Genomic DNA, 26,191 nt, shown 5'->3' with positions numbered 1-26,191 from the left:
CGCAGGATGCGTAAGGGACACCTCCAGGAAGGAGAATGAGAGCCGGTCAGGATGGTCGGTGGGTCAGGAAGGCCAGGATGTTTCAGGATGAGACAAACGCGTCAGGAAGATGTGTGCAGGATGCATCGGCTTACGGATGACCAGGCCTTCGGGCTTCAGGAAAAGTTGTCACGGATGAGCAGGGAGCACGAATTGTAGCTGGAATGCTGCGAAACGAACCGGGAGCACTGTTTTTACAGTGCTCCCTTTTTTTATTTCTGCCTTCCGCAATGCTATGCTGCGCGCCGTTCACTTTTTCAGTTGAGGTTACTATGACGCAACACGATAGCGTTCGTGCGCAGTTGCACGCCATCGAAGCCCTTTTGCGCCAACATCAGCTGTGGCAGGAGACCGCGCCGCAGCCAGAAGCGTTCGCGAGCACTCAGCCCTTCTGCCTGGATACGCTGGCCCCGTTTGAATGGCTGCAGTGGGTGTTAATTCCGCGCATGCACGCCCTGCTTGAGGGCGGTCACCCGCTTCCGCAGGCGTTTGCCGTCTCTCCCTACTATGAAATGGCGCTCGAGGCGACGCACCCTGCGCGCGACGTGATGCTGGTCGAACTGGAAAAACTGGATGCCCTGTTTGCCGGTGAAGATGCATGACGCTTGAGATCCTCTATCAGGACGAGTGGCTGGTAGCGGTGAATAAACCGTCAGGCTGGCTGGTACACCGCAGCTGGCTCGATCGCGATGAGAAGGTGGTGGTGATGCAGACCGTTCGCGACCAGATTGGTCAGCATGTTTTTACCGCCCATCGTCTCGACAGGCCGACCTCCGGCGTGCTGCTGATGGGGCTTTCCAGTGAGTCGGGACGCCTGCTGTCACAGCAGTTTGAACAGCATCAGATGCAAAAGCGCTATCACGCGATCGTGCGCGGCTGGCTGACGGAAGCCGCCACGCTGGATTATCCGCTGGTGGAGGAGCTGGACAAAATCGCCGATAAATTTGCCCGCGATGACAAAGGTCCGCAGCCCGCAGTGACGGATTATCGCGGCATGGCGACGACCGAAATGCCGGTGGCCACCAGCAAATTTCCGACCACACGCTACAGCCTGGTTGAGCTTCTGCCTAAAACCGGGCGTAAGCACCAGCTGCGACGCCATCTTGCGCACCTGCGCCATCCGATTATTGGCGACAGCAAACACGGTGATTTGCGCCAGAACCGCAGTGCGGCCGAACACTTTGGTTGCCATCGTCTGATGCTGCACGCCAGCGAGCTGAGCCTGACGCACCCGTTTACCGGCGAGCCGCTGACTATCCGTGCTGGGCTGGACGACGTCTGGATGCAGGCGCTGTCACAGTTTGGCTGGCTGGGACAACTCCCCGAAAATGAAAGGGTTGAGTTTGTATCGGGCAACGTTCAGGATGAACGGTAAACGCATTCATTATGGGAAAATAGCATGGCTGAAGTAGGCATTTTTGTCGGGACAATGTACGGCAACTCGCTGCTGGTAGCGGAAGAGGCTGAGGCAATACTCGCCAGCCAGGGCCATAAAGCCACGGTCTATGAAGATCCGGAACTGGCAGACTGGGAAAAGTATAAAGATAAATACATTCTGGTGGTGACCTCCACCACCGGGCAGGGCGATCTGCCGGACAGCATCGTGCCGCTTTTCCAGGGAATTAAAGACCAGCTTGGCTATCAGCCGGACGTGCACTACGGCATCATTGCTCTGGGCGACAGCTCTTACGCTAACTTCTGCGGCGGCGGCAAGCAGTTCGATGCGCTCCTGCAGGAACAGAGCGCCCAGCGCGTCGGCGAGATGCTGCTGATTGATGCCGGGGAGCATCCTGAACCCGAAAGCGAATCGAACCCGTGGGTCGAGCACTGGGCAACTCTCCTTAAATAGTTGTGTAGGCCGGGTCAGGCGTAGCCGCCGCCCGGCGATACATCCCGCTCCAAACGCCAATTCCGTGAACCACCTTCCATTCCCCTGGGCTTATGCCATAAACAACCTCTCATACACCCTTTAATACTGTGTTTCTGCACGGTGAGGTGATGAGGCACTCCTTCATATACTTTTCCGGTCACTATAAAACGGCGTCAGGCCGTACCAAAACGACAAAACACCAATCTCATTCTGATTACCCTACCGGTGCTGTACAGAATGAACCAGGCGAAAGCTATGTTTCAGGAGTGCAACAATGAGTACATTAAGCCACGCAGCGAGCAGCGCTGAAAAGCGCACCAATGCCCGCTACTGGATAGTGGTGATGTTGTTTATCGTCACATCCTTTAACTATGGTGACCGCGCCACGCTGTCCATTGCCGGTTCGGAAATGGCAAAAGATATCGGCCTTGATCCGGTGGGCATGGGTTACGTTTTCTCCGCATTCTCATGGGCCTACGTCATCGGTCAAATTCCTGGCGGCTGGCTGCTGGACCGTTTTGGATCTAAACGCGTCTATTTCTGGTCCATCTTTATCTGGTCGATGTTTACCCTGTTGCAGGGTTTCGTCGATATCTTCAGCGGCTTCGGCATTATCGTGGCGCTCTTCACGCTGCGCTTCCTGGTAGGTTTAGCGGAAGCACCTTCTTTCCCGGGGAACAGCCGCATTGTCGCTGCCTGGTTCCCGGCGCAGGAGAGGGGAACGGCGGTGGCGATTTTCAACTCCGCACAGTACTTCGCAACGGTGATCTTCGCGCCAATCATGGGCTGGCTGACGCATGAGGTGGGCTGGTCGCACGTCTTCTTCTTCATGGGCGGGCTTGGGATCGTCATCAGCTTCGTCTGGCTGAAAGTGATCCACGAACCCAACCAGCACCCTGGCGTGAACAAAAAAGAGCTGGAGTACATCGCGGAAGGTGGCGCGCTGATCAATATGGATCAGAAATCCGCAAAAGCAAAAGTCCCGTTCAGCCAGAAATGGGCGCAGATCAAGCAGCTCGTCGGCTCGCGCATGATGATCGGCATCTATCTGGGCCAGTACTGTATTAACGCCTTAACCTACTTCTTCATCACCTGGTTCCCGGTGTACCTGGTGCAGGCTCGCGGCATGTCGATTCTGAAAGCGGGATTTGTCGCGTCGGTCCCGGCAATCTGCGGCTTCGTCGGCGGCGTGCTCGGCGGAGTGATTTCCGACTGGCTGATGCGCCGGACCGGCTCGCTGAACATCGCGCGTAAAACCCCGATTGTGCTCGGCATGCTGCTCTCCATGACCATGGTGTTCTGTAACTACGTCAACGCCGAATGGATGATTATCGGCTTTATGGCGATGGCCTTCTTCGGCAAAGGCATTGGCGCGCTGGGCTGGGCGGTGATGGCGGATACGGCGCCGAAGGAGATCAGCGGCCTGAGCGGCGGACTGTTCAACATGTTCGGCAATATCTCCGGGATTGTTACGCCTATCGCTATCGGCTACATCGTCGGCACCACCGGCTCTTTCAACGGTGCGCTGATCTACGTGGGTGTGCATGCGCTGGTGGCGGTGCTGAGTTACCTGGTGCTGGTTGGGGATATCAAACGCGTCGAACTTAAACCTGTTGCGGAGCGTGGATGATGACAACGCAATCGAGCCCAACCGTTACGGAGATGAAGGTCATTCCGGTAGCCGGACAGGACAGCATGCTGCTCAACATTGGCGGTGCGCATAGCGCCTGGTTTACCCGTAATATCGTCGTGCTGAAAGACAGCGCAGGGAATACCGGCGTGGGCGAAGCCCCGGGCGGAGAGGTGATCTACCAGACGCTGGTCGATGCCATTCCGCAGGTGGTGGGCCAGGAGGTCGCCCGTCTGAACAAGGTCGTTCAGCGGGTGCATAAGGGCAATCAGTCGGCGGACTTTGAGACGTTCGGTAAAGGTGCCTGGACGTTTGAACTGCGCGTCAATGCGGTCGCCGCGCTGGAGGCCGCCCTGCTCGACTTGCTGGGTAAGGCGCTCAATGTTCCGGTTTGCGAGCTGCTGGGGCCAGGCAAACAGCGCGATGCGGTAACGGTGCTGGGCTATCTGTTCTACGTTGGCGATCGCAATAAGACCGATCTCCCTTATCTGGCTCGATCCACGGGCGATCACGACTGGTATCGCCTGCGCCACCAGGAAGCGCTCTCCAGCGACGCGGTGGTGCGGCTGGCCGAGGCGGCGCAGGATCGCTACGGCTTCAAGGATTTCAAGCTGAAGGGCGGCGTGCTGCCCGGCGAGCAGGAGATTGAAACGGTCCGGGCGCTGAAAAAACGCTTTATGGATGCGCGGATCACCGTTGACCCGAACGGCGCCTGGCTGCTGGATGAAGCAATTAGCCTGTGCAAAGGGCTGGGGGATGTCCTGACCTATGCGGAAGATCCCTGCGGTGCGGAGCAGGGCTTCTCGGGCCGTGAAGTCATGGCCGAGTTCCGTCGCGCCACCGGGCTGCCTGTCGCGACCAATATGATCGCCACCAACTGGCGTGAAATGGGCCATGCGGTGATGCTGAACGCCGTCGACATACCGCTGGCGGACCCTCACTTCTGGACGCTTTCAGGTGCAGTGCGCGTGGCGCAGCTGTGCGATGACTGGGGGCTGACCTGGGGCTGTCACTCGAACAACCACTTTGATATTTCGCTGGCGATGTTTACCCACGTTGGCGCGGCGGCGCCGGGTAACCCGACCGCCATCGACACCCACTGGATTTGGCAGGAAGGGGAAGCCCGCCTGACGAAAAATCCGCTGGAAATCATCAACGGCAAGATTGCCGTACCGGATGCGCCGGGGTTGGGCGTGGAGATTGACTGGGATCAGATCCATAAAGCCCATGAGGCGTATAAAAAGCTACCGGGCGGCGCGCGTAACGACGCGGGCCCGATGCAGTACCTGATCCCCGGCTGGACATTTGACCGTAAGCGCCCTGTTTTTGAACGTCACTGATAAAAGGATTACACGATGAGTACTTTTTCTACCCCTGTAGTCACCGCCATGCAGATCGTTCCGGTTGCGGGCCATGACAGCATGCTGATGAACCTGAGCGGCGCGCATGCGCCATTCTTCACCCGCAATATTGTCATTATCAAAGACAATTCCGGCCATACGGGCGTGGGCGAAATTCCGGGCGGGGAGAAGATCCGCCAGACGCTGGAAGATGCCATTCCGCTGGTGGTGGGCAAAACGCTGGGCGAGTACAAAAATGTCCTCAACACCGTGCGCAATACCTTTGCCGATCGCGATGCCGGAGGGCGTGGCCTGCAGACCTTCGATCTGCGCACCACTATTCACGTGGTGACCGGGATTGAATCCGCGATGCTGGATCTGCTGGGTCAGCATCTGGGCGTTAACGTTGCCTCGCTGTTGGGCGAGGGGCAGCAGCGCAGCGAAGTGGAAATGCTGGGCTATCTTTTCTTTGTCGGCGACCGCAGGCTGACGCCATTGCCTTATCAGAGCCAGCCGGATGAACAATGCGACTGGTATCGACTTCGCCACGACGAGGCGATGACCCCGGATGCGGTGGTGCGCCTGGCGGAAGCCGCGTACGAAAAATATGGCTTTAATGATTTCAAACTGAAGGGCGGCGTGCTGGCCGGTGAGGAAGAGGCGGAAGCCGTCACCGCGCTGGCAAAACGTTTCCCGCAGGCGCGCGTGACGCTGGATCCGAACGGCGCGTGGTCGCTTGATGAAGCGATCAAAATTGGTAAGCAGCTGAAAGGCGTGCTGGCGTATGCGGAAGATCCGTGTGGGGCTGAACAGGGCTTCTCTGGCCGTGAAGTCATGGCGGAATTCCGTCGCGCCACGGGGCTGCCGACCGCGACTAATATGATTGCCACCGACTGGCGTCAGATGGGACACACCCTGTCATTGCAGTCCGTCGATATTCCGCTGGCTGACCCGCACTTCTGGACGATGCAGGGGTCGGTGCGCGTGGCGCAAATGTGCCACGAGTTTGGCCTGACCTGGGGCTCGCACTCTAATAACCACTTCGACGTGTCGCTGGCGATGTTCACGCACGTTGCCGCCGCCGCGCCGGGCACGATTACCGCTATCGACACGCACTGGATCTGGCAGGAAGGTAATCAGCGTCTGACTAAGCGGCCGTTTGAGATCATAGGTGGCATGGTGCAGGTGCCTTCCACGCCGGGGCTAGGGGTTGAGCTGGATATGGACCAGGTTATGAAAGCCCATGAGCTGTATCAAAAACACGGTCTGGGCGCGCGCGACGATGCGATGGCGATACAGTATCTGATCCCCGACTGGACATTCGACAATAAACGCCCGTGCATGGTACGATAAACGCATTGGGACCGCTCCCACAAGCGGTCTTTTACGTGGTGTATGCTTAACGTAATGACTATGCGTAAGGATGGCTTATGAAAATTGTTATCGCACCGGACTCGTATAAGGAAAGTTTGAGTGCGCTTGAGGTTGCGACAGCGATAGAACGTGGTTTTCGCGAGATCTTTCCCGAGGCGGTTTACGTCAAACTGCCGGTCGCGGACGGTGGCGAAGGAACGGTTGAGGCGATGATCGCGGCAACGCGGGGACGCATTGTGCATGTTCCGGTGACCGGTCCGCTGGGTGAGCGCGTTGAAGGGTTTTATGGCTTATCCGGTGACGAGCAGAGTGCCTTTATTGAAATGGCGGCGGCAAGCGGCCTGGAGCTGGTCGTCCCTTCGCAGCGCAACCCCCTGAAAACCACCTCCTGGGGCACGGGCGAACTTATTCGTCACGCGCTGGATGCGGGCGTTAAGCATATCATCATCGGCATTGGCGGCAGCGCCACCAATGACGGCGGAGCAGGGATGGTGCAGGCGTTGGGGGCAAAGCTGCTGGACGACAGCGGGCAGCCCCTTGGGCAGGGCGGGGGCGAGCTGGGAAAACTCGCGCGTATCGACCTGAGCGGGCTGGACAGACGTCTGGCGGAGTGCCGGATAGAGGTCGCCTGTGATGTGACGAATCCGCTCACCGGTAAGGATGGCGCGTCAGCCGTATTTGGCCCGCAAAAGGGGGCCACTCCCGAGATGATCGTCACCCTGGACAACGCGCTGGCGCAGTATGCGAGAGTCATTGCCCGGGATCTGGATATCGACGTGCTAAACCTTGCTGGCGGCGGCGCGGCGGGTGGCATGGGGGCCGCGCTGTACGCTTTTTGCGGCGCGCAGCTGCGCCAGGGTATTGAGATCGTGACCGATGCGCTACACCTGGCCGACCAGGTGGCCGATGCGGATCTGGTGATCACGGGAGAAGGCCGCATCGACAGCCAGACGATCCACGGCAAAGTTCCGGTGGGCGTGGCGAAAGTGGCGAAACGCTTTAACAAACCCGTCATCGGCATTGCAGGCAGCCTGACGGCGGACGTTGGCGTGGTACACGATCACGGCATTGATGCGGTGTTTAGCGTGATTTACACCATCTGCTCGCTGGAGGATGCGCTGGAAAATGCCAGCGAGAACGTCAGGATGGCCGCCAGGAATATCGCGGCGGTGCTGAAAGTGGGGCAGGGAATGTAGTTCTCCCTCTCCCTGTGGGAGAGGATCGGGGTGAGGGCATCAGGCCGCACCCGCAATTGCAGGCCCGGTAAGCGAAGCGCCACCGGGCTTTTATCTCAGCTTCCCAGCAACTTCGTCGCTTCGCGCGTTACGTTATCCATTTCATCCAGCAGCTCCAGGAACTCCGGTTCAAGCTCCGATTCCGGCGTGCCGGCACGCAGCTGCTGCTCCAGCAGCTGGCAAAGGTTTTTCAGCCGCGGTACGCCGCTGTACCCGCAGCTGCCGTGCAGCTTGTGGATCGCTTCCAGCAGCGCTTCCGGATTTTCACCCACCAGCTGCTCTTCCACCTTATTGCGAATTTCCGGCAGAAACGCGACCAGCATTTGCAGCATTTCGCGGGCTAAATCGGGTTTACCCGCCGCCTGGCGCAGGGCAAGCTGCCAGTCAAAGGTGGCGTTCTGGTTAACGCTGATTTCAACCGGCTCGCTGGAAACCGTGTACGTCCCGCCAATGTGACCCGGCTTATAGCGTAACAGCAGATTATGAAGTTTCTCTTCATCGATGGGCTTCGCCAGATAGTCATTCATTCCGGCGCTCAGCAGCTTCTCTTTCTGACCGGCCATCGCGTGCGCGGTGACCGCAATGACCGGGGTTTGCTGCTGGTGCGGCAGCTGGTGGATCAGCTCGCAGGCCCGAATGCCATCCATGCCCGGCATCTGAATATCCATCAGGATTAAATCGAACTGCATCTGCTTCGCCTGTTCAACCGCCTGCGCGCCGCTGGTGCACAGCTCAACGTGCTGAACCTGGTCTTCAAGCAATGCGCCAATCAGCTTCAGGTTGGCTTGATTATCATCCACCGCCATCACGCTCATGGGCAATTTTTGCTCATCGTTAATCAGCGGGAGAGCATGCTGGCTAAGACGGCAATACTCCGTGAGCGCGGGCAGGAGGCGGGTCGAGGTGAGCGGCTTCAGCAGACACGCGGCGGCTCCGTCGTTTTTCAACTCCTCTGCATTAATCTGGGCGTGGCAGGGCAGCGCCAGCAGCAGATAGTCGGTCATTGAGGCGGCTTTCGCCAGCCGCTCCTGCTGCATGGTCAGCTCGCCGGTGAAGGTAACCGGGATCCCCATCAGCAGAATATCGTAGTGCTCAACGGCAAGCGCTGAGAAGGTTGGGCTGTAGACCACCTCCAGCGGCGTGGTGCTTAAAATATCGAGCGCGCACTGCGCGGCCGCCGCGTTAGGTTCGACGTAGGCCAGACGCTTGCCTTTCAGGCAGTCCGTCACCGGGCCATCGGTCAGGACATTCGGATTGAGGTCCAGATTAATGTGGAACCAGAAGGTTGAACCACGGTTCGGCTGGCTGTGGAAAGAGATATCGCCGCCCATCTCGTTCACCAGGCGCTGGGTGATCACCAGCCCCAGGCCGGTACCGCCATGACGGCGGGAGATACTGGCGTCCGCCTGACGGAACGCCTGGAACAGACGCGACTGATCCCGCTCAGGAATACCGATGCCGGTATCGCGGATCTGGACTTCAATCTGCACCTTATTGCTGCTGATGCAGCGTTTTTCTACCAGAATGTCGATGTTACCGCTTTCGGTGAATTTAATCGCATTCCCGACAAGGTTGGTAATGACCTGCTGTAGGCGCAGCGGATCGCCAATGACGTTATCCGGCACGTCGTTTTTAATATTAAGCGTCAGCTCAAGGCCTTTGTCGTGCGACGAGTGCGCGAGCAGCGTCACCACCTCATCGAGCGTACTGCGCAGCGGGAACGGAATACTCTCCAGGATCAGCTTGCCCGCTTCCAGCTTGGAGAAGTCGAGCACGTCGTTGATGATCGCCAGCAGGTTGTTGGCCGAACGTTCAATGGTGTGCAGGTGATCGCGCTGAGTCGGGTTAAGCTCGCTTTTCAGCGTCAGGCGGGTAAAGCCGATCACGCCATTGAGCGGCGTACGCAGCTCGTGAGACATATTGGCAAGGAATTCCGACTTAATACGTGCCGCTTCCTGGGCGCGCTTTTTCGCCAGATCCAGCTCAACGTTCTGGATCTCCATCTGCTCCAGCGTTTCGCGCAGGTCGGACGTGGCCTGGTCAACGTTGTGCTGCATCTCTTCGTGATACGCCGCCAGCGACATGGCCATCGAGTTGATGCCGTTCTTCAGCATGTCCAGCTCACCCAGCATAAACCCTTCCACCCGGCTGTCGAGCTGACCGCGGCGGATGCGGTCAACCGTATTAACCATGTTGCGGATGGGGCCCGTCACGTCGCGCATCAGGCGCCAGCCGAAGATCAGCGCAATGCCAATGCAGAACAGCATCATCACGCCAGAGATAAAAATTTCTTTGTACTGCTGTAGCCGGACCGACTTGAGATCCAGCTCCAGCGCCACATATCCCAGCATATTGTTGCTGGATTTGGCATCGGATTGCGCAGACTCATCGGGGGAATAGCTTTCCGATACGATCGGCGTGCGCAGGATCATGATATCGCCGCGCCGCAGTACGGTGAGGTGGCGCGGGAATGGCGTACCGTCCGGGATCTTCAGAGCCGCCGGATCGAGATGAAAATTCGAGGTGACAAACAGGCGGTTATGTTCGTCGTAAACGGAAATGGCGCGTACGATGTCCGAGTGGCGGCGGTGGAGCACGCTGATTAACTGACCAATGGATTCGCGGTTTTGCAGGTTCATGCCGTACTCGCTGGACACGGCAAGCGGTTCGATAATGCTGGCACCTGCATCCTCCAGCTGCCGCTGCAAATCGTTATAGCGGTGCACCACAAAGAAGATACTCAGCAGCAAACCGATGAGAACGGTGGGGGCGAGGATCAAAATCATCATGCGCGCGCGCAGGCTGTAGTTGGTCATGGCGTTCCGTTATGGGACAATTAAGATAATTATGTTTATGTGAGAAAAATCTCGGCGATGGCGCAATTCTACTCTGCAAAGCGACGCGTGACGACGCGTCAAATCATTACTGTTGAAGCCACGGACCTCGATCCGTTTGGTCAGGGAGTGGCACGTCACAATGGTAAAGCTCTGTTTATAACAGGTTTACTGCCAACAGAACGAGCAGAAATTACGCTGACGGAAGATAAACGCCAGTTCGCGCGCGGACAGGTTAAGCGTCGCCTCAACGATAGCCCGGAGCGCGTGAAGCCCCGCTGCCCACATTTTGGCGTTTGCGGGGGCTGCCAGCAACAGCATGCGAGCACAGAATTACAGCAAAAAAGCAAAAGCCGCGCGCTGGCGCGTCAGCTTAAACATGACGTTAACGAAATTCTCGCCGATGTGCCCTGGGGCTATCGTCGACGCGCGCGCCTGAGCCTCAGCTATCAGCCAAAAACGGCTCGGCTGGAGATGGGGTTTCGCAAGGCCGGTTCCAGCGACATTGTCGATGTGCAGCAGTGCCCCATTTTGGTGCTCCATCTTGAGGCATTACTTCCGGAAGTGCGCACCTGTCTTTCCGGGCTGGACGGCGTTCGCCATCTCGGGCATGTCGAACTGGTCATGGCAAACAATGGACCGCTGATGGTCCTGCGCCATACCGCGCCGTTGTCGAAAAAAGATCGCGAAAAACTGGAACGCTTTTCGCATTCCCACGACCTGGCGCTTTTCCTTGCATCACAAAGCGAGATACTTGAGCAGGTTACCGGTGAGGCGCCCTGGTATGCGTCAAACGGGCTACGCTTAACGTTCAGCCCGCGGGATTTCATTCAGGTGAATGATGGCGTTAACCAACTGATGGTTGAGAAAGCGCTGACGTGGCTGGACGTCCAGAAAAGCGATCGGGTGCTCGACCTGTTCTGCGGAATGGGCAACTTCACGCTGCCGCTGGCGCGAGAAGCGGCCAGCGTCGTCGGCGTGGAAGGCGTTGAGGCGCTGGTGGCTAAAGGGCAGGAGAACGCGCTGCAGAACGGCTTGCAAAATGTGACATTCTTTCATCAAAATCTTGAGGAAGATGTCACCCAACAGCCGTGGGCAAAGCAGGGCTTTGATAAAATTTTGCTCGACCCGGCGCGTGCCGGTGCCCCGGGTGTGATGGCACATATTATTAAACTCGCGCCGAAGCGTGTGGTCTATGTTTCCTGTAACCCGGCAACGCTTGCCCGGGACAGCGAGGCATTAATCAGCGCGGGTTACCAGATTCAGCGTCTGGCAATGCTGGACATGTTCCCGCACACTGGACATCTGGAATCGATGGTGTTGTTCGAGCACATCTAATTTGTTTGGCTTGTCGACTTCGACAGGCCCAGGTCCCTAAAGGAGAGGACAATGGTTGCGGTAAGAAGTGCACATCTCAATAAAGCTGGGGAATTTGACCCACAAAAATGGATCGCAAGTCTGGGAATTTCCAGCCAGCAGTCGTGTGAACGCTTAACCGAAACCTGGGCCTATTGTCTGCGCACCACGCAGGGGCATCCGGATGCCGATCTTCTCCTGTGGCGCGGCGTTGAGATGGTGGAAATCTTATCCATGCTGAACATGGATATTGAAACGCTGCAGGCCGCGCTTCTCTTCCCCCTCGCGGATGCGGACGTGGTCAGCGAAGACGTACTGCGCGACAGCGTCGGGAAATCCGTCGTCGCGCTGATCCACGGCGTGCGCGATATGGCGGCCATTCGCCAGCTGAAGGCCGCGCACACCGATTCCGTTTCCTCAGAACAGGTCGATAACGTTCGCCGGATGCTGCTGGCCATGGTGGATGATTTCCGCTGCGTGGTTATCAAGCTTGCAGAGCGTATTGCTCATCTGCGTGAGGTGAAGGATGCGCCGGAAGACGAGCGCGTGCTGGCCGCCAAAGAGTGTACGAACATCTATGCGCCGCTGGCGAACCGCTTAGGGATTGGTCAGCTGAAGTGGGAACTGGAAGATTACTGCTTCCGCTATCTGCACCCGGCGGAATATAAACGGATTGCCAAACTTCTGCACGAGCGCCGTATCGACCGCGAGCACTATATCGAGGAGTTTGTCGGCGGCCTGCGCCAGGCGATGAAAGAAGAGAACGTGCGCGCCGAAGTCTACGGTCGGCCTAAGCATATCTACAGCATCTGGCGCAAAATGCAGAAGAAACACCTCGCCTTTGACGAGCTGTTTGACGTACGCGCCGTGCGTATCGTGGCGGAGCGTCTGCAGGATTGCTACGCCGCGCTGGGGATAGTACACACTCACTTCCGTCATCTGCCCGATGAGTTCGACGACTATGTCGCCAACCCAAAACCGAACGGCTACCAGTCTATCCATACCGTGGTGCTTGGCCCTGGCGGTAAAACGGTTGAGATTCAGATCCGCACCAAACAGATGCATGAAGACGCCGAGCTGGGCGTTGCCGCGCACTGGAAATACAAAGAAGGCACCTCCGGTGGGGCGCGTTCTGGCCACGAAGACCGCATTGCCTGGCTGCGCAAGCTGATTGCGTGGCAGGAAGAGATGGCCGATTCCGGCGAGATGCTCGACGAAGTGCGCAGCCAGGTCTTTGACGATCGGGTGTATGTCTTTACGCCGAAAGGGGACGTTGTCGACCTGCCGGCCGGCTCTACGCCGCTTGATTTTGCCTACCATATCCATAGCGATGTGGGACACCGATGCATCGGGGCGAAAATCGGCGGGCGTATTGTACCGTTCACCTATCAGCTGCAGATGGGTGACCAGATTGAAATCATTACCCAGAAGCAGCCCAACCCGAGTCGGGACTGGCTTAACCCTAACCTGGGCTACGTCACCACCAGCCGCGGGCGCTCGAAAATTCACGCCTGGTTCCGTAAGCAGGATCGTGACAAGAACATCCTTGCCGGTCGCCAGATCCTCGACGACGAGCTGGAGCATATCGGGATAAGCCTGAAAGAGGCGGAAAAATTCCTGCTGCCGCGCTACAACTTCAACGAGCTTGACGAGCTGTTAGCGGCCATTGGCGGCGGTGATATTCGTCTGAATCAGATGGTGAATTTCCTGCAGGCGCAGTTCAATAAGCCAAGCGCGGAAGAGCAGGATGCGGCGGCGCTGAAGCAGCTGCAGCAGAAAACCTACGCGCCGCAGCAGCGCAGTAAAGACAACGGCCGCGTGGTGGTCGAGGGTGTAGGTAACCTGATGCACCACATTGCCCGCTGCTGCCAGCCTATTCCGGGCGACGATATCGTCGGCTTTATCACCCAGGGACGCGGGATTTCGATTCACCGTTCCGACTGTGACCAGCTTGCCGAGCTGCAGTCGCATGCGCCGGAGCGCATCGTGGAAGCGGTTTGGGGTGAGAGCTATTCCGCTGGCTACTCGCTGGTGGTGCGCGTCACTGCCAATGACCGCAGCGGGCTGCTGCGCGACATCACGACCATTCTCGCCAACGAGAAGGTCAACGTGCTGGGCGTCGCCAGCCGCAGCGATACCCGCGAGCAGCTTGCCACCATCGATATGACCATCGAAATCTACAACCTGCAGGTGCTGGGCCGCGTGCTCGGCAAACTGAACCAGGTGCCGGATGTGATAGACGCGCGTCGTCTGCACGGCGGTTAAACACACTCTTCTGTAGGCCGGGTAAGGCTTTGCCGCCGCCCGGCTTGTTTTTTTAATGGAAAACACTATGACTCAAATCGACCGCCTGCTCGGCATCATGAAACGCCTGCGCGACCCGGAAAACGGCTGCCCGTGGGACAAAGAGCAGACTTTCGCCACCATCGCGCCTTATACCCTCGAAGAGACCTATGAGGTGCTGGACGCTATTTCCCGCGCAGATTTTGACGACCTGCGCGGCGAGCTGGGCGATCTGCTGTTCCAGGTGGTGTTCTATGCGCAAATGGCGCAGGAAGAAGGGCGCTTTAACTTTGACGATATCTGCGCTGCCATCAGCGACAAGCTTGAGCGCCGTCATCCCCATATCTTCGGCGATGCCACCGCAGGGAACAGCGCTGAGGTGCTGGCCCGCTGGGAGCAGATCAAAAGCGCTGAGCGGGCGGAAAAATCCCAGCACTCGGCGCTGGATGATATTCCGCTGAGCCTTCCCGCGCTGATGCGCGCGCATAAAATCCAGAAGCGCTGCTCCGCCGTCGGTTTTGACTGGACCTCCCTCGGCCCGGTGCTGGATAAAGTGCACGAAGAGATTGACGAAGTCATGCACGAAGCGCAGCAGGCGGTGGTGGATGAAGCAAAGCTTGAGGAAGAGATGGGCGACCTGTTGTTCGCGACCGTCAACCTTTCTCGCCACCTGGGTGTAAAAGCGGAAACCGCCCTGCAAAAAGCCAACCTAAAATTCGAACGACGCTTTCGCGAAGTTGAGCGGATTGTCGCCTCGCGAGGCCTGGAAATGAGCGGAATTGACCTCGAAGCGATGGAAGAAGTCTGGCAGGAAGTAAAGCGCCAGGAATCTGATCTCTAACGAGATTTTGCGATCAAGCGCAATTTGTGTGATTTTTTAAATGACAAGCGCTTGATTTGCGTCAAAAACATTTACCCAAAAGGGGCTATTTTCTCACTCCTTATGTTTGTCATGGCCTGGAATGGAGACGGAGAATGAAAGTTTGTGGCGCTCGCCGTGTTCGGGTATACTACTTTCCCGTCTTGGTTATTCCATCGTTTCACCCTAACTTCTCAGGTTCAGCATGACAACGAACTATATTTTTGTGACCGGCGGGGTCGTATCCTCTCTGGGTAAAGGCATTGCCGCAGCCTCCCTCGCAGCCATTCTTGAAGCCCGTGGCCTCAATGTGACCATGATGAAACTGGATCCGTACATCAACGTCGATCCGGGCACCATGAGCCCAATCCAACACGGGGAAGTGTTCGTTACTGAAGACGGCGCTGAAACCGATCTGGATCTTGGCCACTACGAGCGTTTCATCCGCACCAAAATGACCCGTCGTAACAACTTCACGACTGGCCGCATCTACTCCGACGTTCTGCGTAAAGAGCGCCGTGGTGACTACCTGGGTGCAACCGTTCAGGTTATCCCGCACATCACTAACGCAATCAAAGAACGCATTGTTGCGGGTGGCGAAGGCCACGACGTGGTGCTGGTTGAAATCGGCGGTACCGTGGGTGATATCGAATCCCTGCCATTCCTGGAAGCGATTCGTCAGCTGGCGGTAGATATCGGCCGTGAGCACGCGCTGTTCATGCACCTGACTCTGGTGCCGTACATGGCCGCCGCAGGTGAAGTGAAAACCAAGCCGACTCAGCACTCTGTGAAAGAGCTGCTCTCTATTGGTATTCAGCCAGATATCCTGGTTTGCCGCTCCGATCGCGCGGTTCCGGCGAACGAACGTGCGAAAATTGCATTGTTCTGTAACGTGCCTGAAAAAGCCGTTATTTCAATGAAAGATGTCGATTCCATTTATAAAATCCCGGGCCTGTTGAAATCTCAGGGCCTGGACGATTATATTTGTAAACGATTCAGCTTGAACTGTCCGGAAGCGAACCTGTCTGAATGGGAACAGGTTATTTATGAAGAAGCCAACCCGGCAGGCGAAGTGACTATCGGTATGGTCGGTAAGTACATTGAACTGCCGGATGCCTATAAGTCAGTGATCGAAGCGCTGAAACACGGTGGTCTGAAGAACCGTGTTTCCGTGAACATCAAGCTGATTGATTCGCAGGATGTTGAAACGCGTGGCGTTGAAATCCTGAAAGATCTGGATGCTATCCTTATCCCTGGCGGCTTCGGCTACCGTGGTGTTGAAGGCAAGATCGCCACCGCGCGCTATGCGCGTGAAAACAATATTCCATACCTCGGCATCTGTCTGGGTATGCAGGTTGCGCTGATCGAATTTGCGCGCAACGTAGCGGGAATGGAAAACGCGAACTCTACGGAATTTGTGCCAGACTGTAAGTACCCTGTTGTGGCGCTTATCACTGAATGGCGTGACGAAGAAGGTAACGTCGAAGTCCGTACCGAGAAGAGCGATCTGGGTGGCACCATGCGTCTTGGCGCACAGGCCTGCCAGCTGTCTGACGATAGCGTGGTTCGCAAGCTGTACGGCGAGCCGGTCATCACCGAGCGCCATCGTCACCGCTATGAAGTCAACAACATGTTGTTGAAACCTATTGAAGCCGCGGGCCTGCGTGTTGCGGGCCGCTCCGGGGATGATCAGTTAGTCGAGATCATTGAAGTGCCAAACCATCCGTGGTTTGTCGCCTGCCAGTTCCACCCGGAATTTACTTCAACGCCACGTGACGGGCATCCGCTGTTTGCAGGCTTCGTGAAGGCCGCCAGCGACTACCAGAAGCGTCAGGCGAAGTAAAAAAAGTTAGAACGGCAACGCGTACCTTTGGTACGCGTTGTTTGTCTGGAGTTTTAGTTTAACTTGTACTGAGGAAAATCTAATGTCCAAAATCGTTAAAGTCATCGGTCGTGAAATCATCGACTCCCGTGGTAACCCGACCGTTGAAGCCGAAGTTCACCTGGAAGGTGGTTTCGTTGGTATGGCTGCTGCTCCATCAGGTGCTTCTACTGGTTCTCGCGAAGCGCTGGAACTGCGCGATGGCGACAAATCCCGCTTCCTGGGCAAAGGCGTACTGAAAGCGGTTGGCGCTGTAAACGGTCCTATTGCTCAGGCAATCCTTGGCAAAGACGCCAAAGACCAGGCTGGCATCGACAAGATCATGATCGATCTGGACGGTACTGAAAACAAATCTAACTTCGGTGCGAACGCAATCCTGGCAGTTTCTCTGGCAAACGCCAAAGCGGCTGCTGCTGCGAAAGGTATGCCACTGTTCGAGCACATCGCTGAACTGAACGGCACCCCAGGCAAATACTCCATGCCTGTACCAATGATGAACATCATCAACGGTGGTGAGCACGCGGACAACAACGTTGATATTCAGGAATTCATGATTCAGCCAGTTGGCGCGAAATCCCTGAAAGAAGCGGTACGTATGGGTTCTGAAGTGTTCCACAACCTGGCTAAAGTTCTGAAAGCTAAAGGTATGAACACTGCTGTTGGTGACGAAGGTGGCTATGCGCCAAACCTGGGTTCTAACGCAGAAGCGCTGGCTGTTATCGCAGAAGCAGTAAAAGCTGCTGGCTACGAGCTGGGCAAAGACATCACCCTGGCGATGGACTGTGCAGCATCTGAATTCTACAAAGACGGTAAATACGTTCTGGCTGGCGAAGGCAATAAAGCGTTCACCTCCGAAGAGTTCACTCACTTCCTGGAAGACCTGACCAAACAGTACCCAATCGTGTCTATCGAAGACGGTCTGGACGAGTCTGACTGGGCTGGCTTCGCATACCAGACTAAAGTACTGGGCGACAAAATCCAGCTGGTTGGTGACGACCTGTTCGTAACCAACACCAAGATCCTGAAAGAAGGCATCGAGAAAGGCATCGTTAACTCCATCCTGATCAAATTCAACCAGATCGGTTCTCTGACCGAAACTCTGGCTGCGATCAAAATGGCGAAAGACGCTGGCTACACCGCGGTTATCTCTCACCGTTCTGGCGAAACTGAAGACGCTACCATTGCCGACCTGGCTGTGGGTACCGCTGCAGGCCAGATCAAAACCGGTTCTATGAGCCGTTCTGACCGTGTTGCTAAATACAACCAGCTGATTCGTATCGAAGAAGCGCTGGGCGAAAAAGCACCATACAACGGTCGTAAAGAGATCAAAGGCCAGGCATAATTGCTTAAGCCTTAAAATGAAAATGCCAGTCGAATGACTGGCATTTTTTTTGGCTATTTAAAATCGACCGCCATTTGCTCCGGAATGGTCAGCCCCTGGGTGGTTTGCACGCAGCGGGCGATGTAATCCGTAAACCGGGGGGGCTTCGGCATCCCCATGCTCAGCAGCTTATCGTTGCTGAAGCGCACGTTAAGCGTGGCAAACGCACCGTATAAACGCATGGCTTTCAGCATCAGACGTTCGTTGCACGGCCCAAAAATATGTTTCAACTCGCGGCGCATTCTGACCAGCGTTTCGTAGCTGACCTGCGCATATCTATCCCCGACGGGGGCTTTCTCCAGCGCCTGCGCCATTGCCTGATCGATATCCGCAAAGCGAACGCTGTTCTCTTCTCCCGCAGAAATGTGTACCACTTCTCCCGGACGAGCGTTGCTGTTGAGCAGCATTAACATCGCGTCGGCGCAATAATCCACCGGAACAACGTCGATCCTGTCTTCCATTGAGCACATAAACTTCTGCAGCATCAGGCCCATGCTAAAGACCCAGAAAATGCTGCTCGACGGCGTGCAGCCGTGACGGGTATGGCCGACGACGATGGACGGACGGGCGATGAGCAGCGGCAGGTTCGGACACTCCTGGCGCATCAGCTGTTCGATAGTTGACTTCGAAAACGTGTATTCCACCAGGTGTTCAGCATTCTCTCTGAATTCAGCGCTTTCGGCGACCAGTGAATCCTGCTCCGGCGTGCATGACATTGCTGTGCCGACGTGGAGGAAACGCTGCAGTCCTGTAACCTGCTCCATACGGCGCGCCAGCGCGAGCGTACCTTCTACGTTTACCTTCCAGATCAGCGGGTTATTACCAAATGAGGCCACGGCCGCACAGTTAACCACGTGCGTGACCCGATCCAGACGGGGATCGTTGAGAAAGGCTTCAGGCTGGCTGAGGTCGCCAATCAGGATATTATCCACCTTCAGGGAGGCCAGTTTGTCCTCGGGAACGTTGAACTTGCGCATGTTCTCCAGCACGCGCTCCAGCCCGCTCTGCGGATCGCTGGCGCGCGCAAGCAAAAGGAGTTTTGCAGGTTGATCGCTGGTCAGGATTTTTTCAAGAACTGCACCGCCCAGAAATCCGGTCACGCCTGTAATCAATAACATCTTCATTAATACCGTCTCATTATGATTGATGAGGCGGATTGTAGGCGTGCAAAAGTAAACGGCATTTAAATAATAAAACGCCGAAATCAATGGCGTCTTAAGCTTATTTTAAGGAAAGGGAATCAGGTGGAGATATTGGACACTAGCGCAAGGGTAAAAATTCACTCTATTAAAATTTAAATTTTAACTTATTGAATTTAAATGTTTTTATAAAGTCTATGTCGAATGGCTAACGTAATTCAAAATGTAATAAATATAATAATTTGTTACACCAAACATTTATCGAATAAATGTTTTAAATACCACTTAACTCAAATCAGACAAAATAAGTCGCAGGCCGATTTATTTAGCCTGCGAATGATTTTCAGAGCAAAAGGGGAAGCGTGGCGCTGGCTGTTTGCTGGCTAACGTCGCCGTAATGACCATCCAGCGCAATCATGGACGTGGTCAGCAGCTCGACCAGCAGCATCACCCCAACCTTAGCATTGAGCGCGCCTGCGCTAAGGGGTCCCTCTGGTTTGGCGGCCACCAGCTGCATGTCGCTCAGGGACGCCAGCGGGCTGCGGGGCGTATTGCTGAGTGCCAGCACCTTAACGCCGCGCTTGCGGGCAAGCTTCACCACGTGGAGTAAATCCCGCGTTGAACCCGAGCTGGAGATGGCCACAACCAGCGTCTCTTTCGAAAGCGTTGTCGCATTCATGGCCGCGCGGTGCATATCGCTAAACAGCTGTGCGGGTTTGCCCAGCCGCAGCAGCTTGTAATGCAGATACTCGCCGAGGATCGCGCTGGCCGCGACGCCATAAATCTGCACGGATTGCGCCTGGTGCAGCGCCAGCGCCGCCTTTTCAAGCAGCGTGCGGTCGAGGAGTCTGGCGGTATCCTGCAAGGCCTGCACCGACTCATCCACGACGTTATCAATCTCATCCCCCGCCTGACGCGCGGGCTGGCCCTGCTGAATATCCAGCGCAAGCGCCATTTTAAATTCGTTATAGCCCTTGCAGCCCAGCGTCCGGCAAAGGCGCGTGACGCTTGCCTCGCTGGTGTGGCTCTCGCGCGCCAGTTCAGTGATCGTCAGGTAGAGCACCCGGCCAGGATCGCTGAGGACAAACTCGCCGAGTTTTTGTTGCGTTGGGCTGTACCCGGAAGCCTCCTGGCGGAGCTTCAGCAGCAGATTTTCATGGTCCGACATGCCACGTCCTTAATGTGTTTCGCTGCGACTAGTGTGGCGGAAAGGAGGGGAAAGATGCCAGTCATTTTGAAAAAGTATGATCGGCTTCCTGGTTATTGATGATAATTTTCACTTCTATATATTTATGTGGTAAAAATTTTCATCATTTAGTGGGGAGATGAAAACATGATGCAAATGTTCAGTGGTGCTTCTTCGGGGGGATGGTTTGAAAAAGCGCAGCGCTTTGGTAAATCCTTTATGTTGCCTATCGCCGTGCTGCCCGCGGCGGGCCTGCTGCTGGGAATAGGCGGCGCGCTATCGAATCCCAATACGCTGGCGGCTTATCCGTTTTTAGATGTGAGCTGGCTGCAGGCCATTTTCACCATCATGAGCAGCGCCGGTTCAATCGTGTTTGCGAACCTCTCGGTGCTGTTTGCGGTTGGGGTCGCCGTCGGGCTGGCAAAAAGCGATAAGGGTACGGCTGGGCTGGCGGCGCTGCTCGCGTTTCTGGTGATGAATGCCACCATCAACGCGCTGCTGATCCTCACCGGCAAACTGGCGCATGAGAACCCGGGCGCTGTAGGGCAGGGCATGACGCTGGGGATACAGACGCTCGAAACCGGCGTGTTTGGCGGCGTGGTGATTGGGCTGGTGACCTGCACGCTCCATCATCGGTTTAATAAAATTGCGCTTCCGCAGTTCCTGGGCTTTTTTGGCGGCTCGCGCTTTGTTCCCATCATCAGCTCGCTGGCGGCGATACTCGTCGGCGCGCTCATGACCGTGGTCTGGCCGCATTTCCAGAAACTGATTTTTGGTCTCGGCGGGCTGGTGGATGCCACCGGCTATCTGGGCACCCTGCTGTACGGCTTTATTTTACGCATGCTGGGCCCGTTTGGTTTGCACCACATCTTCTATCTGCCGTTCTGGACTACCGCGCTCGGCGGCAGTGAGATTGTTAACGGTCACCTCGTTGAGGGCACACAGCGGATCTTCTTCGCCCAGTTGGCCGACCCGAACACGCAGCATTTCTATGAGGGCACGTCGCGCTTCATGTCCGGGCGCTTTATTACGATGATGTTTGGCCTGCTCGGCGCGTGTCTGGCGATGTACCACACGGCAAAACCGGAGAACAAAAAGCGCGTTGCCGGGCTGCTGCTCTCTGCGGCGCTAACCTCGTTCCTGACCGGGATTACCGAGCCTATCGAGTTTTCCTTCCTGTTTATTGCGCCGGTGCTTTACGTCATTCATGCGCTGTTTGACGGGCTGGCGTTCATGCTCGCACACATGCTGCATATCACCATCGGGCAAACCTTCTCCGGCGGTTTTATCGACTTCGTGCTGTTCGGCATTTTGCAGGGGGAGGCCAAAACCCACTGGATGTTCGTTCCGCTGGTCGGCGTGCCGTGGTTCTTCCTTTACTACTTCACCTTCCGCTATCTGATTAACCGTTTCGATTTTGCCACACCGGGTCGGGAAAAGGAGGCGATGGCCAGTGAAGCGACCTTCTCGCAGAGCGAGCGCGCCGTTGCGGTGATCGCCGGATTAGGCGGAAAAGACAATCTGGAAGAGGTGGACTGCTGCGCCACGCGGCTTCGCGTCACGGTGAAGGACGGCAGCAAAGTGAATGACGCGGCGCTGAGAGCCACCGGCGCACGCGGCGTTATCGTGCGCGGTAACGGTGTTCAGGTCATTTATGGCCCGCACGTCACGATTATCAAAAACGAAGTGGAAGAGATCTTATCGTAATGAAAACTGTACTGGATAACCTGAAGGGAAAACTGGTCGTCTCCTGTCAGGCGCTGGAAAATGAACCGCTGCACAGCCCGTTTATTATGTCGCGGATGGCGCTGGCGGCGGCACAGGGCGGGGCCGCAGCCATTCGTGCCAACAGCGTGGTGGATATCGAGGCCATTAAGCAGCAGGTGTCTTTGCCTGTTATCGGCATCATCAAACGGGATTACCCGGAAAGCGAGGTGTTTATCACCGCCACGATGAAAGAGGTGGATGAGCTCATGGCCGCCTCTCCGGAAATCATTGCGCTTGATGCGACGGCGCGTGAGCGTCCCGGTGGAGAATCCCTGGAAACGCTGGTCACGCGCATTCGCTCGCGCTACCCCTCGGTACTGCTGATGGCGGATATTTCCACCGTGGGCGAAGCCGTGACGGCGCAGGCGCTTGGCTTTGACTGCGTCGGCACCACGCTTTACGGCTATACGGCGGAAACGGCGGGCCATTCGCTTCCGGAAAATGACTGCGCGTTCCTGAAGGCCGTGCTGGCCGCCGTGACGGTTCCCGTGATTGCCGAAGGCAACGTGGATACGCCTGAACGCGCGGCCAGATGCCTGGCGCTGGGCGCGCATACGGTCGTCGTCGGCGGCGCGATCACCCGTCCACAGCAAATTACCGAGCGTTTTATGGCGGCGATTGGCGCGCAAAGCACCGATGGAGCATGACCATCCGGCGGGGATCTGCGATACTTATCGTTTATCCCCTTTACTGAGATGACTATGCAGTACCCGATTAACGAGATGTTCCAGACCCTGCAAGGCGAGGGTTACTTTACCGGCGTTCCCGCTATTTTCATTCGTTTACAGGGATGCCCGGTTGGCTGTGCCTGGTGTGATACCAAACATACGTGGGATAAGCTCGCAGATCGGGAAGTGTCGCTGTTTAGCATTCTGGCGAAAACCAAAGAGAGCGATAAGTGGGGCGCGGGCAGTTCTGAAGATCTGCTGGCCATTATTGGTCGTCAGGGCTGGACGGCGCGCCACGTGGTGATCACCGGCGGTGAGCCCTGCATCCACGATCTGACGCCGCTGACCGAGCTGCTCGAAAAGAACGGCTACAGCTGCCAGATTGAGACCAGCGGCACCCATGAAGTGCGCTGTTCACACACGACCTGGGTGACGGTATCGCCAAAAGTGAATATGCGCGGCGGGTATGACGTGCTGTCTCAGGCGCTGGAACGCGCGGATGAGATTAAGCACCCGGTAGGGCGCGTGCGTGATATCGAAGCGCTGGATGAACTGCTGGCCACGCTGACGGATGAAAAGCAGCGGGTGATTGCCCTGCAGCCTATCAGCCAGAAAGAGGATGCAACGCGCCTGTGCATTGAAACCTGTATTGCGCGCAACTGGCGCCTGTCGATGCAGACGCACAAATATCTGAATATCGCATGATCGTTGCGCGGCCCCGACTATCGCGGGGCCCGTTCTGAAGGAAGTAATGCCCAGGTGACTCCCGCCGAAGCGAGACAAATTGCGCTGTTGAAGAGTAGCGCATACTGTGCGGCGCTGGCCATTCCCAGCGGCAGCAGCAGCGCATACAGCGACGCGGTAACGGCGATCCCCATTGCTCCGCCCAGTGAACTGCCCATCTTGTAAACCCCTGAGGCCACGCCAACTTTGTTTTCAGGCGCATTCATTACCGCAGTATCCGTTGACGGCGTGGCGTAACACCCCAGCCCCAGGCCAAATAAAATGTTGCTGAGAAAAACGGTGACAATATAGATCTCTTTGCTTAAGAAAGTGCAGGAGATCAGCGTGATACCCGTTGCGGTCAGCAGCGGCCCTGTCATCATCGGCAGGCGCGCCCCGTAACGCTGGAGCAGCTTTTCCCCGACCCGAATCATCGCCAGCACGGTGACCAGATATCCCAGCGTCATGATGCCGGTTTGTAGCGGCGAAAGATGGTGTCCTTGCTGCAGCCAGATACTGGCGATCATCATGGTGCCAATGCAGCCGTTGAGCAAAAAATTTGAGAATACCGACGCGCTGTAGGCCCGGTTTTTAAACAGGGCAAAATCAATCAGCGCCACATCACCTTTACGTCGCCCGGTAAGCACAAAGAAGACCGCTGCCAGCGCGGCGCTACCCAGCACAAGTAGCGATAAAACGCTGCTCCAGCCCCAGCTGTGCCCTTTACTGATAAATAGGTTCAGCAGCACCAGCATGCAGACAAAGCTCACCAGGCCGCTGATATCCAGCTTATGGCGGCTCACGGCGTCGCTTCGGCTTTCCGGCGTACCGCGGATCAGCAGCAGCGCCGCCACCGCGACCAGCATGGAAAAAACAAAAATCCAGCGCCAGCCGAGCGTGGTGGCAATAGTCCCGCCGACAAACGCGCTCAGGCCGCTGCCGCCCCATGAACCAATGACCCAAAAGCTGATGGCCCGCTGCCGCGCGTTTCCTTCATACCAGGTTTTAATCAGCGCCAGCGTGGCGGGCATGATGCAGGCCGCTGACAGCCCCTGTATCGCTCTTCCCAGCAGAAACAGAACCGGCTCCCACGAGATGAAAAGCAGGGCGCTTCCGACGATGCTCAGCATCAGGCCGATATAGGTCATGCGCATACGCCCAAACTTGTCGGCGAATCCCCCGCAGGCAACGACAAAACAGCCGCTGAACAAGGCGCTGAGGCTGACCGCCAGCGTGAGGGTTTCGAGGGAGATAGTCAGGCTATTTTTCATTGCCGGGACAACGTTAATCACCGACTGCGCAAATAACCAGAACGTCAGAACGCTCATCACAATACCGGCCAGCAGCCGATCGTTACCGGCGTAGGTCGGTGTGCCTGTCAGGGGAACGGTACTCATCGTGCAAGCCTCCGGGGTGGGCGGGAATTAACGCAGATAATGTTCGGTCAACGCGCTCCAGAGTGCCGCGCCGGTGAGGAGAAGCTTGTCGTTAAAGTCATAGCCTGGGTTATGCACCATGCAGCGCTCAGGTTCATCTCCCGCACCGAGGGTGAAGTAGCAGCCGTTGGGATTTTTCTCGAGCATGAACGCAAAATCTTCGCTTCCCATAAAGGCATTCACCGACGAGACGGCATCCTGACCGAACAGGTCGGTCGCTACCGTACGCACCATTTCATTGGCCTGCGGGTTATTCCTTAGCACCGGACTCCCGTTCACGTGACGGATCGTGGCCGTGGCGTTGAAGCTCTCAGCCTGCGCCACGGCGATATCATGGATCCGCTGCAGCACGGTTTGACGCACCGTTTCATCCAGCGTGCGAACGGTCAGCTTCATTAACACCTTGTCGTTGATGATATTCGGAGCATGACCCGCCTGGATGCTGCCCACGGTCACGACGACCGGCTGGAACGGGGTAATATTCCTCGACACAATCGACTGCAGGGCGAGGGTGATGTGGCAGGCAACCAGCGTGGCATCGACGGTGTGTTCCGGAACGGCGCCGTGTCCTCCCACCCCGTTGACTTCAATATGAACGGTATCCGAAGAGGCCATCATGGCGCCATCGCGAAGGCCGATTTTCCCGAGCGGCTGGGAGGGCATATTGTGCAAGCCGAAAATATGGTCGCAGGGGAACTGCTCAAACAGGCCATCCTCCAGCATGACGCGTCCGCCATACAGCAGCTCTTCCGCAGGTTGAAAAATGAGATGTAACGTACCGCTAAAGTTGCGGGTGCGCGCCAAATATTCTGCGGCATAGAGCAGCGTGGTGGTGTGGCCATCGTGCCCGCAGCCGTGGAATTTTCCCTCGACGGTGCTACTCCACGCCTTACCGCTGTTTTCCTGCATTGGCAGTGCATCCATGTCGGCGCGCAGGCCCAGGCTTTTGCTGCTGTTGCCCACCTTCAGGGTGCCAACCACCCCGGTTTTTGCCATTCCCCGGTGGACCTCATAGCCCCATTGTTGAAGGAGTGACGCGACGCGGTCGCTGGTTTTGTGCTCCTCGAAGCCAATTTCGGGGTGTCGGTGGAATTCGCGACGAAGTTCAGTGAACCGATCTTCGGTGTCCCGCAGAGCGTCAACAATTGGATGTGTCATTTTTGTTATCCTTTTCCTGCCAAACGGTGTT

At 56.6% G+C, this 26,191-nt stretch carries 20 protein-coding genes; 15 read left to right on the top strand and 5 right to left on the bottom strand.

The genetic code is table 11. The annotated features are described in order from the left end of the window. Nucleotides 1-311 precede the first annotated feature (311 nt). The 7 genes from SPG90_RS13210 to SPG90_RS13180 all read left to right on the top strand — a co-directional run bounded on the left by SPG90_RS13210 (nucleotide 312) and on the right by SPG90_RS13180 (nucleotide 7,449). Nucleotides 312-641 (top strand): YqcC family protein, encoded by a 330-nt coding sequence (locus SPG90_RS13210; RefSeq protein WP_023309024.1) that lies wholly within the window; start codon nucleotides 312-314, stop codon nucleotides 639-641. Then, nucleotides 638-1,414: a tRNA pseudouridine(65) synthase TruC gene (gene truC, locus SPG90_RS13205; protein WP_045404163.1), complete on the top strand. Its 777-nt coding sequence runs from the start codon at nucleotides 638-640 to the stop codon at nucleotides 1,412-1,414. Before SPG90_RS13210 ends, truC begins: the two co-directional genes overlap by 4 nt. Before the next feature lie 24 nt (nucleotides 1,415-1,438). Next, nucleotides 1,439-1,888 carry a flavodoxin gene (locus SPG90_RS13200; RefSeq protein WP_029741558.1) on the top strand — a complete coding sequence of 150 codons (450 nt, stop codon included), beginning with the start codon at nucleotides 1,439-1,441 and terminating at the stop codon, nucleotides 1,886-1,888. A 295-nt stretch (nucleotides 1,889-2,183) separates the two neighbouring features. After that, nucleotides 2,184-3,539, top strand: a complete 1,356-nt coding sequence (gene gudP / locus SPG90_RS13195; protein WP_023309021.1) for a galactarate/glucarate/glycerate transporter GudP — start codon at nucleotides 2,184-2,186, stop codon at nucleotides 3,537-3,539. Next, complete coding sequence (locus tag SPG90_RS13190) at nucleotides 3,539-4,879, top strand: enolase C-terminal domain-like protein (RefSeq protein ID WP_126303151.1); 1,341 nt, start codon at nucleotides 3,539-3,541, stop codon at nucleotides 4,877-4,879. Before gudP ends, SPG90_RS13190 begins: the two co-directional genes overlap by 1 nt. 15 nt (nucleotides 4,880-4,894) lie before the next feature. After that, on the top strand, nucleotides 4,895-6,232 hold the full coding sequence (gudD, locus tag SPG90_RS13185; RefSeq protein WP_126303056.1) for a glucarate dehydratase: 1,338 nt from the start codon (nucleotides 4,895-4,897) through the stop codon (nucleotides 6,230-6,232). Between the two features lie 77 nt (nucleotides 6,233-6,309). Next, the gene (locus SPG90_RS13180; RefSeq protein ID WP_045355763.1) at nucleotides 6,310-7,449 is read left to right on the top strand and encodes a glycerate kinase; all 1,140 of its coding nucleotides are present in this window, start codon (nucleotides 6,310-6,312) and stop codon (nucleotides 7,447-7,449) included. A 95-nt stretch (nucleotides 7,450-7,544) separates the two neighbouring features. On the opposite strand, the gene barA is transcribed toward SPG90_RS13180, so the two are convergent. Beyond that, complete coding sequence (barA, locus tag SPG90_RS13175; protein WP_126303055.1) at nucleotides 7,545-10,304, bottom strand: two-component sensor histidine kinase BarA; 2,760 nt, start codon at nucleotides 10,302-10,304, stop codon at nucleotides 7,545-7,547. A 57-nt stretch (nucleotides 10,305-10,361) separates the two neighbouring features. On the opposite strand from barA, the gene rlmD reads away from it, so the two are divergent. The 5 genes from rlmD to eno all read left to right on the top strand — a co-directional run bounded on the left by rlmD (nucleotide 10,362) and on the right by eno (nucleotide 18,044). Further along, nucleotides 10,362-11,660, top strand: coding sequence for a 23S rRNA (uracil(1939)-C(5))-methyltransferase RlmD (gene rlmD, locus SPG90_RS13170; protein ID WP_322408183.1), 1,299 nt, complete (start codon nucleotides 10,362-10,364; stop codon nucleotides 11,658-11,660). A 51-nt stretch (nucleotides 11,661-11,711) separates the two neighbouring features. Next, a complete protein-coding gene (gene relA, locus SPG90_RS13165; RefSeq protein ID WP_008499628.1) occupies nucleotides 11,712-13,943 on the top strand; it encodes a GTP diphosphokinase in 2,232 nt (743 codons plus the stop codon). 67 nt (nucleotides 13,944-14,010) lie between these two features. After that, on the top strand, nucleotides 14,011-14,802 hold the full coding sequence (gene mazG / locus SPG90_RS13160; protein ID WP_045404169.1) for a nucleoside triphosphate pyrophosphohydrolase: 792 nt from the start codon (nucleotides 14,011-14,013) through the stop codon (nucleotides 14,800-14,802). Between the two features lie 223 nt (nucleotides 14,803-15,025). After that, nucleotides 15,026-16,663, top strand: coding sequence for a glutamine hydrolyzing CTP synthase (pyrG, locus tag SPG90_RS13155; RefSeq protein ID WP_023309013.1), 1,638 nt, complete (start codon nucleotides 15,026-15,028; stop codon nucleotides 16,661-16,663). Between the two features lie 82 nt (nucleotides 16,664-16,745). Beyond that, a complete protein-coding gene (gene eno, locus SPG90_RS13150) occupies nucleotides 16,746-18,044 on the top strand; it encodes a phosphopyruvate hydratase (protein ID WP_045355766.1) in 1,299 nt (432 codons plus the stop codon). A gap of 53 nt (nucleotides 18,045-18,097) precedes the next feature. On the opposite strand, the gene SPG90_RS13145 is transcribed toward eno, so the two are convergent. After that, nucleotides 18,098-19,207, bottom strand: coding sequence for an SDR family oxidoreductase (locus SPG90_RS13145; RefSeq protein ID WP_126303053.1), 1,110 nt, complete (start codon nucleotides 19,205-19,207; stop codon nucleotides 18,098-18,100). Nucleotides 19,208-19,565: 358 nt separating this feature from the next. After that, on the bottom strand, nucleotides 19,566-20,390 hold the full coding sequence (locus SPG90_RS13140; protein ID WP_032660262.1) for a MurR/RpiR family transcriptional regulator: 825 nt from the start codon (nucleotides 20,388-20,390) through the stop codon (nucleotides 19,566-19,568). A 165-nt stretch (nucleotides 20,391-20,555) separates the two neighbouring features. Here SPG90_RS13140 and SPG90_RS13135 point away from each other — a divergent pair, with 165 nt between their 5' ends. Genes SPG90_RS13135 through queE form a run of 3 tightly spaced genes read left to right on the top strand, consistent with a single transcriptional unit; the run spans nucleotide 20,556 to nucleotide 23,548 of the window. Beyond that, nucleotides 20,556-22,115, top strand: a complete 1,560-nt coding sequence (locus SPG90_RS13135) for a PTS transporter subunit EIIC (protein ID WP_047173516.1) — start codon at nucleotides 20,556-20,558, stop codon at nucleotides 22,113-22,115. Beyond that, nucleotides 22,115-22,822 carry an N-acetylmannosamine-6-phosphate 2-epimerase gene (locus tag SPG90_RS13130; RefSeq protein ID WP_029741548.1) on the top strand — a complete coding sequence of 236 codons (708 nt, stop codon included), beginning with the start codon at nucleotides 22,115-22,117 and terminating at the stop codon, nucleotides 22,820-22,822. Before SPG90_RS13135 ends, SPG90_RS13130 begins: the two co-directional genes overlap by 1 nt. A gap of 54 nt (nucleotides 22,823-22,876) precedes the next feature. Then, the gene (queE, locus tag SPG90_RS13125) at nucleotides 22,877-23,548 is read left to right on the top strand and encodes a 7-carboxy-7-deazaguanine synthase QueE (protein ID WP_023309006.1); all 672 of its coding nucleotides are present in this window, start codon (nucleotides 22,877-22,879) and stop codon (nucleotides 23,546-23,548) included. Nucleotides 23,549-23,565: 17 nt separating this feature from the next. Here the strand turns inward: queE and SPG90_RS13120 are convergent, their stop codons facing one another. Next, nucleotides 23,566-24,963 carry an MFS transporter gene (locus SPG90_RS13120; protein ID WP_047173515.1) on the bottom strand — a complete coding sequence of 466 codons (1,398 nt, stop codon included), beginning with the start codon at nucleotides 24,961-24,963 and terminating at the stop codon, nucleotides 23,566-23,568. A 27-nt stretch (nucleotides 24,964-24,990) separates the two neighbouring features. Next, complete coding sequence (locus SPG90_RS13115) at nucleotides 24,991-26,160, bottom strand: M20 aminoacylase family protein (RefSeq protein WP_045355771.1); 1,170 nt, start codon at nucleotides 26,158-26,160, stop codon at nucleotides 24,991-24,993. Nucleotides 26,161-26,191 lie beyond the last annotated feature (31 nt).

Source organism: Enterobacter sp. D2 (genome assembly GCF_034427575.1).
Classification (GTDB): domain Bacteria; phylum Pseudomonadota; class Gammaproteobacteria; order Enterobacterales; family Enterobacteriaceae; genus Enterobacter; species Enterobacter cloacae_M.
Note: the sequence above shows the minus strand (reverse complement) of the source record. Positions and strands in the feature narration are given on the sequence as shown.

Bases quoted from the DNA above. Each gene is read 5' to 3' on its own strand.
- SPG90_RS13210 (WP_023309024.1), top strand. From the start codon at position 312: ATGACGCAACACGATAGCGTTCGTGCGCAGTTGCACGCCATCGAAGCC.
- truC (WP_045404163.1), top strand. From the start codon at position 638: ATGACGCTTGAGATCCTCTATCAGGACGAGTGGCTGGTAGCGGTGAAT.
- SPG90_RS13200 (WP_029741558.1), top strand. From the start codon at position 1,439: ATGGCTGAAGTAGGCATTTTTGTCGGGACAATGTACGGCAACTCGCTG.
- gudP (WP_023309021.1), top strand. From the start codon at position 2,184: ATGAGTACATTAAGCCACGCAGCGAGCAGCGCTGAAAAGCGCACCAAT.
- SPG90_RS13190 (WP_126303151.1), top strand. From the start codon at position 3,539: ATGACAACGCAATCGAGCCCAACCGTTACGGAGATGAAGGTCATTCCG.
- gudD (WP_126303056.1), top strand. From the start codon at position 4,895: ATGAGTACTTTTTCTACCCCTGTAGTCACCGCCATGCAGATCGTTCCG.
- SPG90_RS13180 (WP_045355763.1), top strand. From the start codon at position 6,310: ATGAAAATTGTTATCGCACCGGACTCGTATAAGGAAAGTTTGAGTGCG.
- barA (WP_126303055.1), bottom strand. From the start codon at position 10,304: ATGACCAACTACAGCCTGCGCGCGCGCATGATGATTTTGATCCTCGCC.
- rlmD (WP_322408183.1), top strand. From the start codon at position 10,362: ATGGCGCAATTCTACTCTGCAAAGCGACGCGTGACGACGCGTCAAATC.
- relA (WP_008499628.1), top strand. From the start codon at position 11,712: ATGGTTGCGGTAAGAAGTGCACATCTCAATAAAGCTGGGGAATTTGAC.
- mazG (WP_045404169.1), top strand. From the start codon at position 14,011: ATGACTCAAATCGACCGCCTGCTCGGCATCATGAAACGCCTGCGCGAC.
- pyrG (WP_023309013.1), top strand. From the start codon at position 15,026: ATGACAACGAACTATATTTTTGTGACCGGCGGGGTCGTATCCTCTCTG.
- eno (WP_045355766.1), top strand. From the start codon at position 16,746: ATGTCCAAAATCGTTAAAGTCATCGGTCGTGAAATCATCGACTCCCGT.
- SPG90_RS13145 (WP_126303053.1), bottom strand. From the start codon at position 19,207: ATGAAGATGTTATTGATTACAGGCGTGACCGGATTTCTGGGCGGTGCA.
- SPG90_RS13140 (WP_032660262.1), bottom strand. From the start codon at position 20,390: ATGTCGGACCATGAAAATCTGCTGCTGAAGCTCCGCCAGGAGGCTTCC.
- SPG90_RS13135 (WP_047173516.1), top strand. From the start codon at position 20,556: ATGATGCAAATGTTCAGTGGTGCTTCTTCGGGGGGATGGTTTGAAAAA.
- SPG90_RS13130 (WP_029741548.1), top strand. From the start codon at position 22,115: ATGAAAACTGTACTGGATAACCTGAAGGGAAAACTGGTCGTCTCCTGT.
- queE (WP_023309006.1), top strand. From the start codon at position 22,877: ATGCAGTACCCGATTAACGAGATGTTCCAGACCCTGCAAGGCGAGGGT.
- SPG90_RS13120 (WP_047173515.1), bottom strand. From the start codon at position 24,963: ATGAGTACCGTTCCCCTGACAGGCACACCGACCTACGCCGGTAACGAT.
- SPG90_RS13115 (WP_045355771.1), bottom strand. From the start codon at position 26,160: ATGACACATCCAATTGTTGACGCTCTGCGGGACACCGAAGATCGGTTC.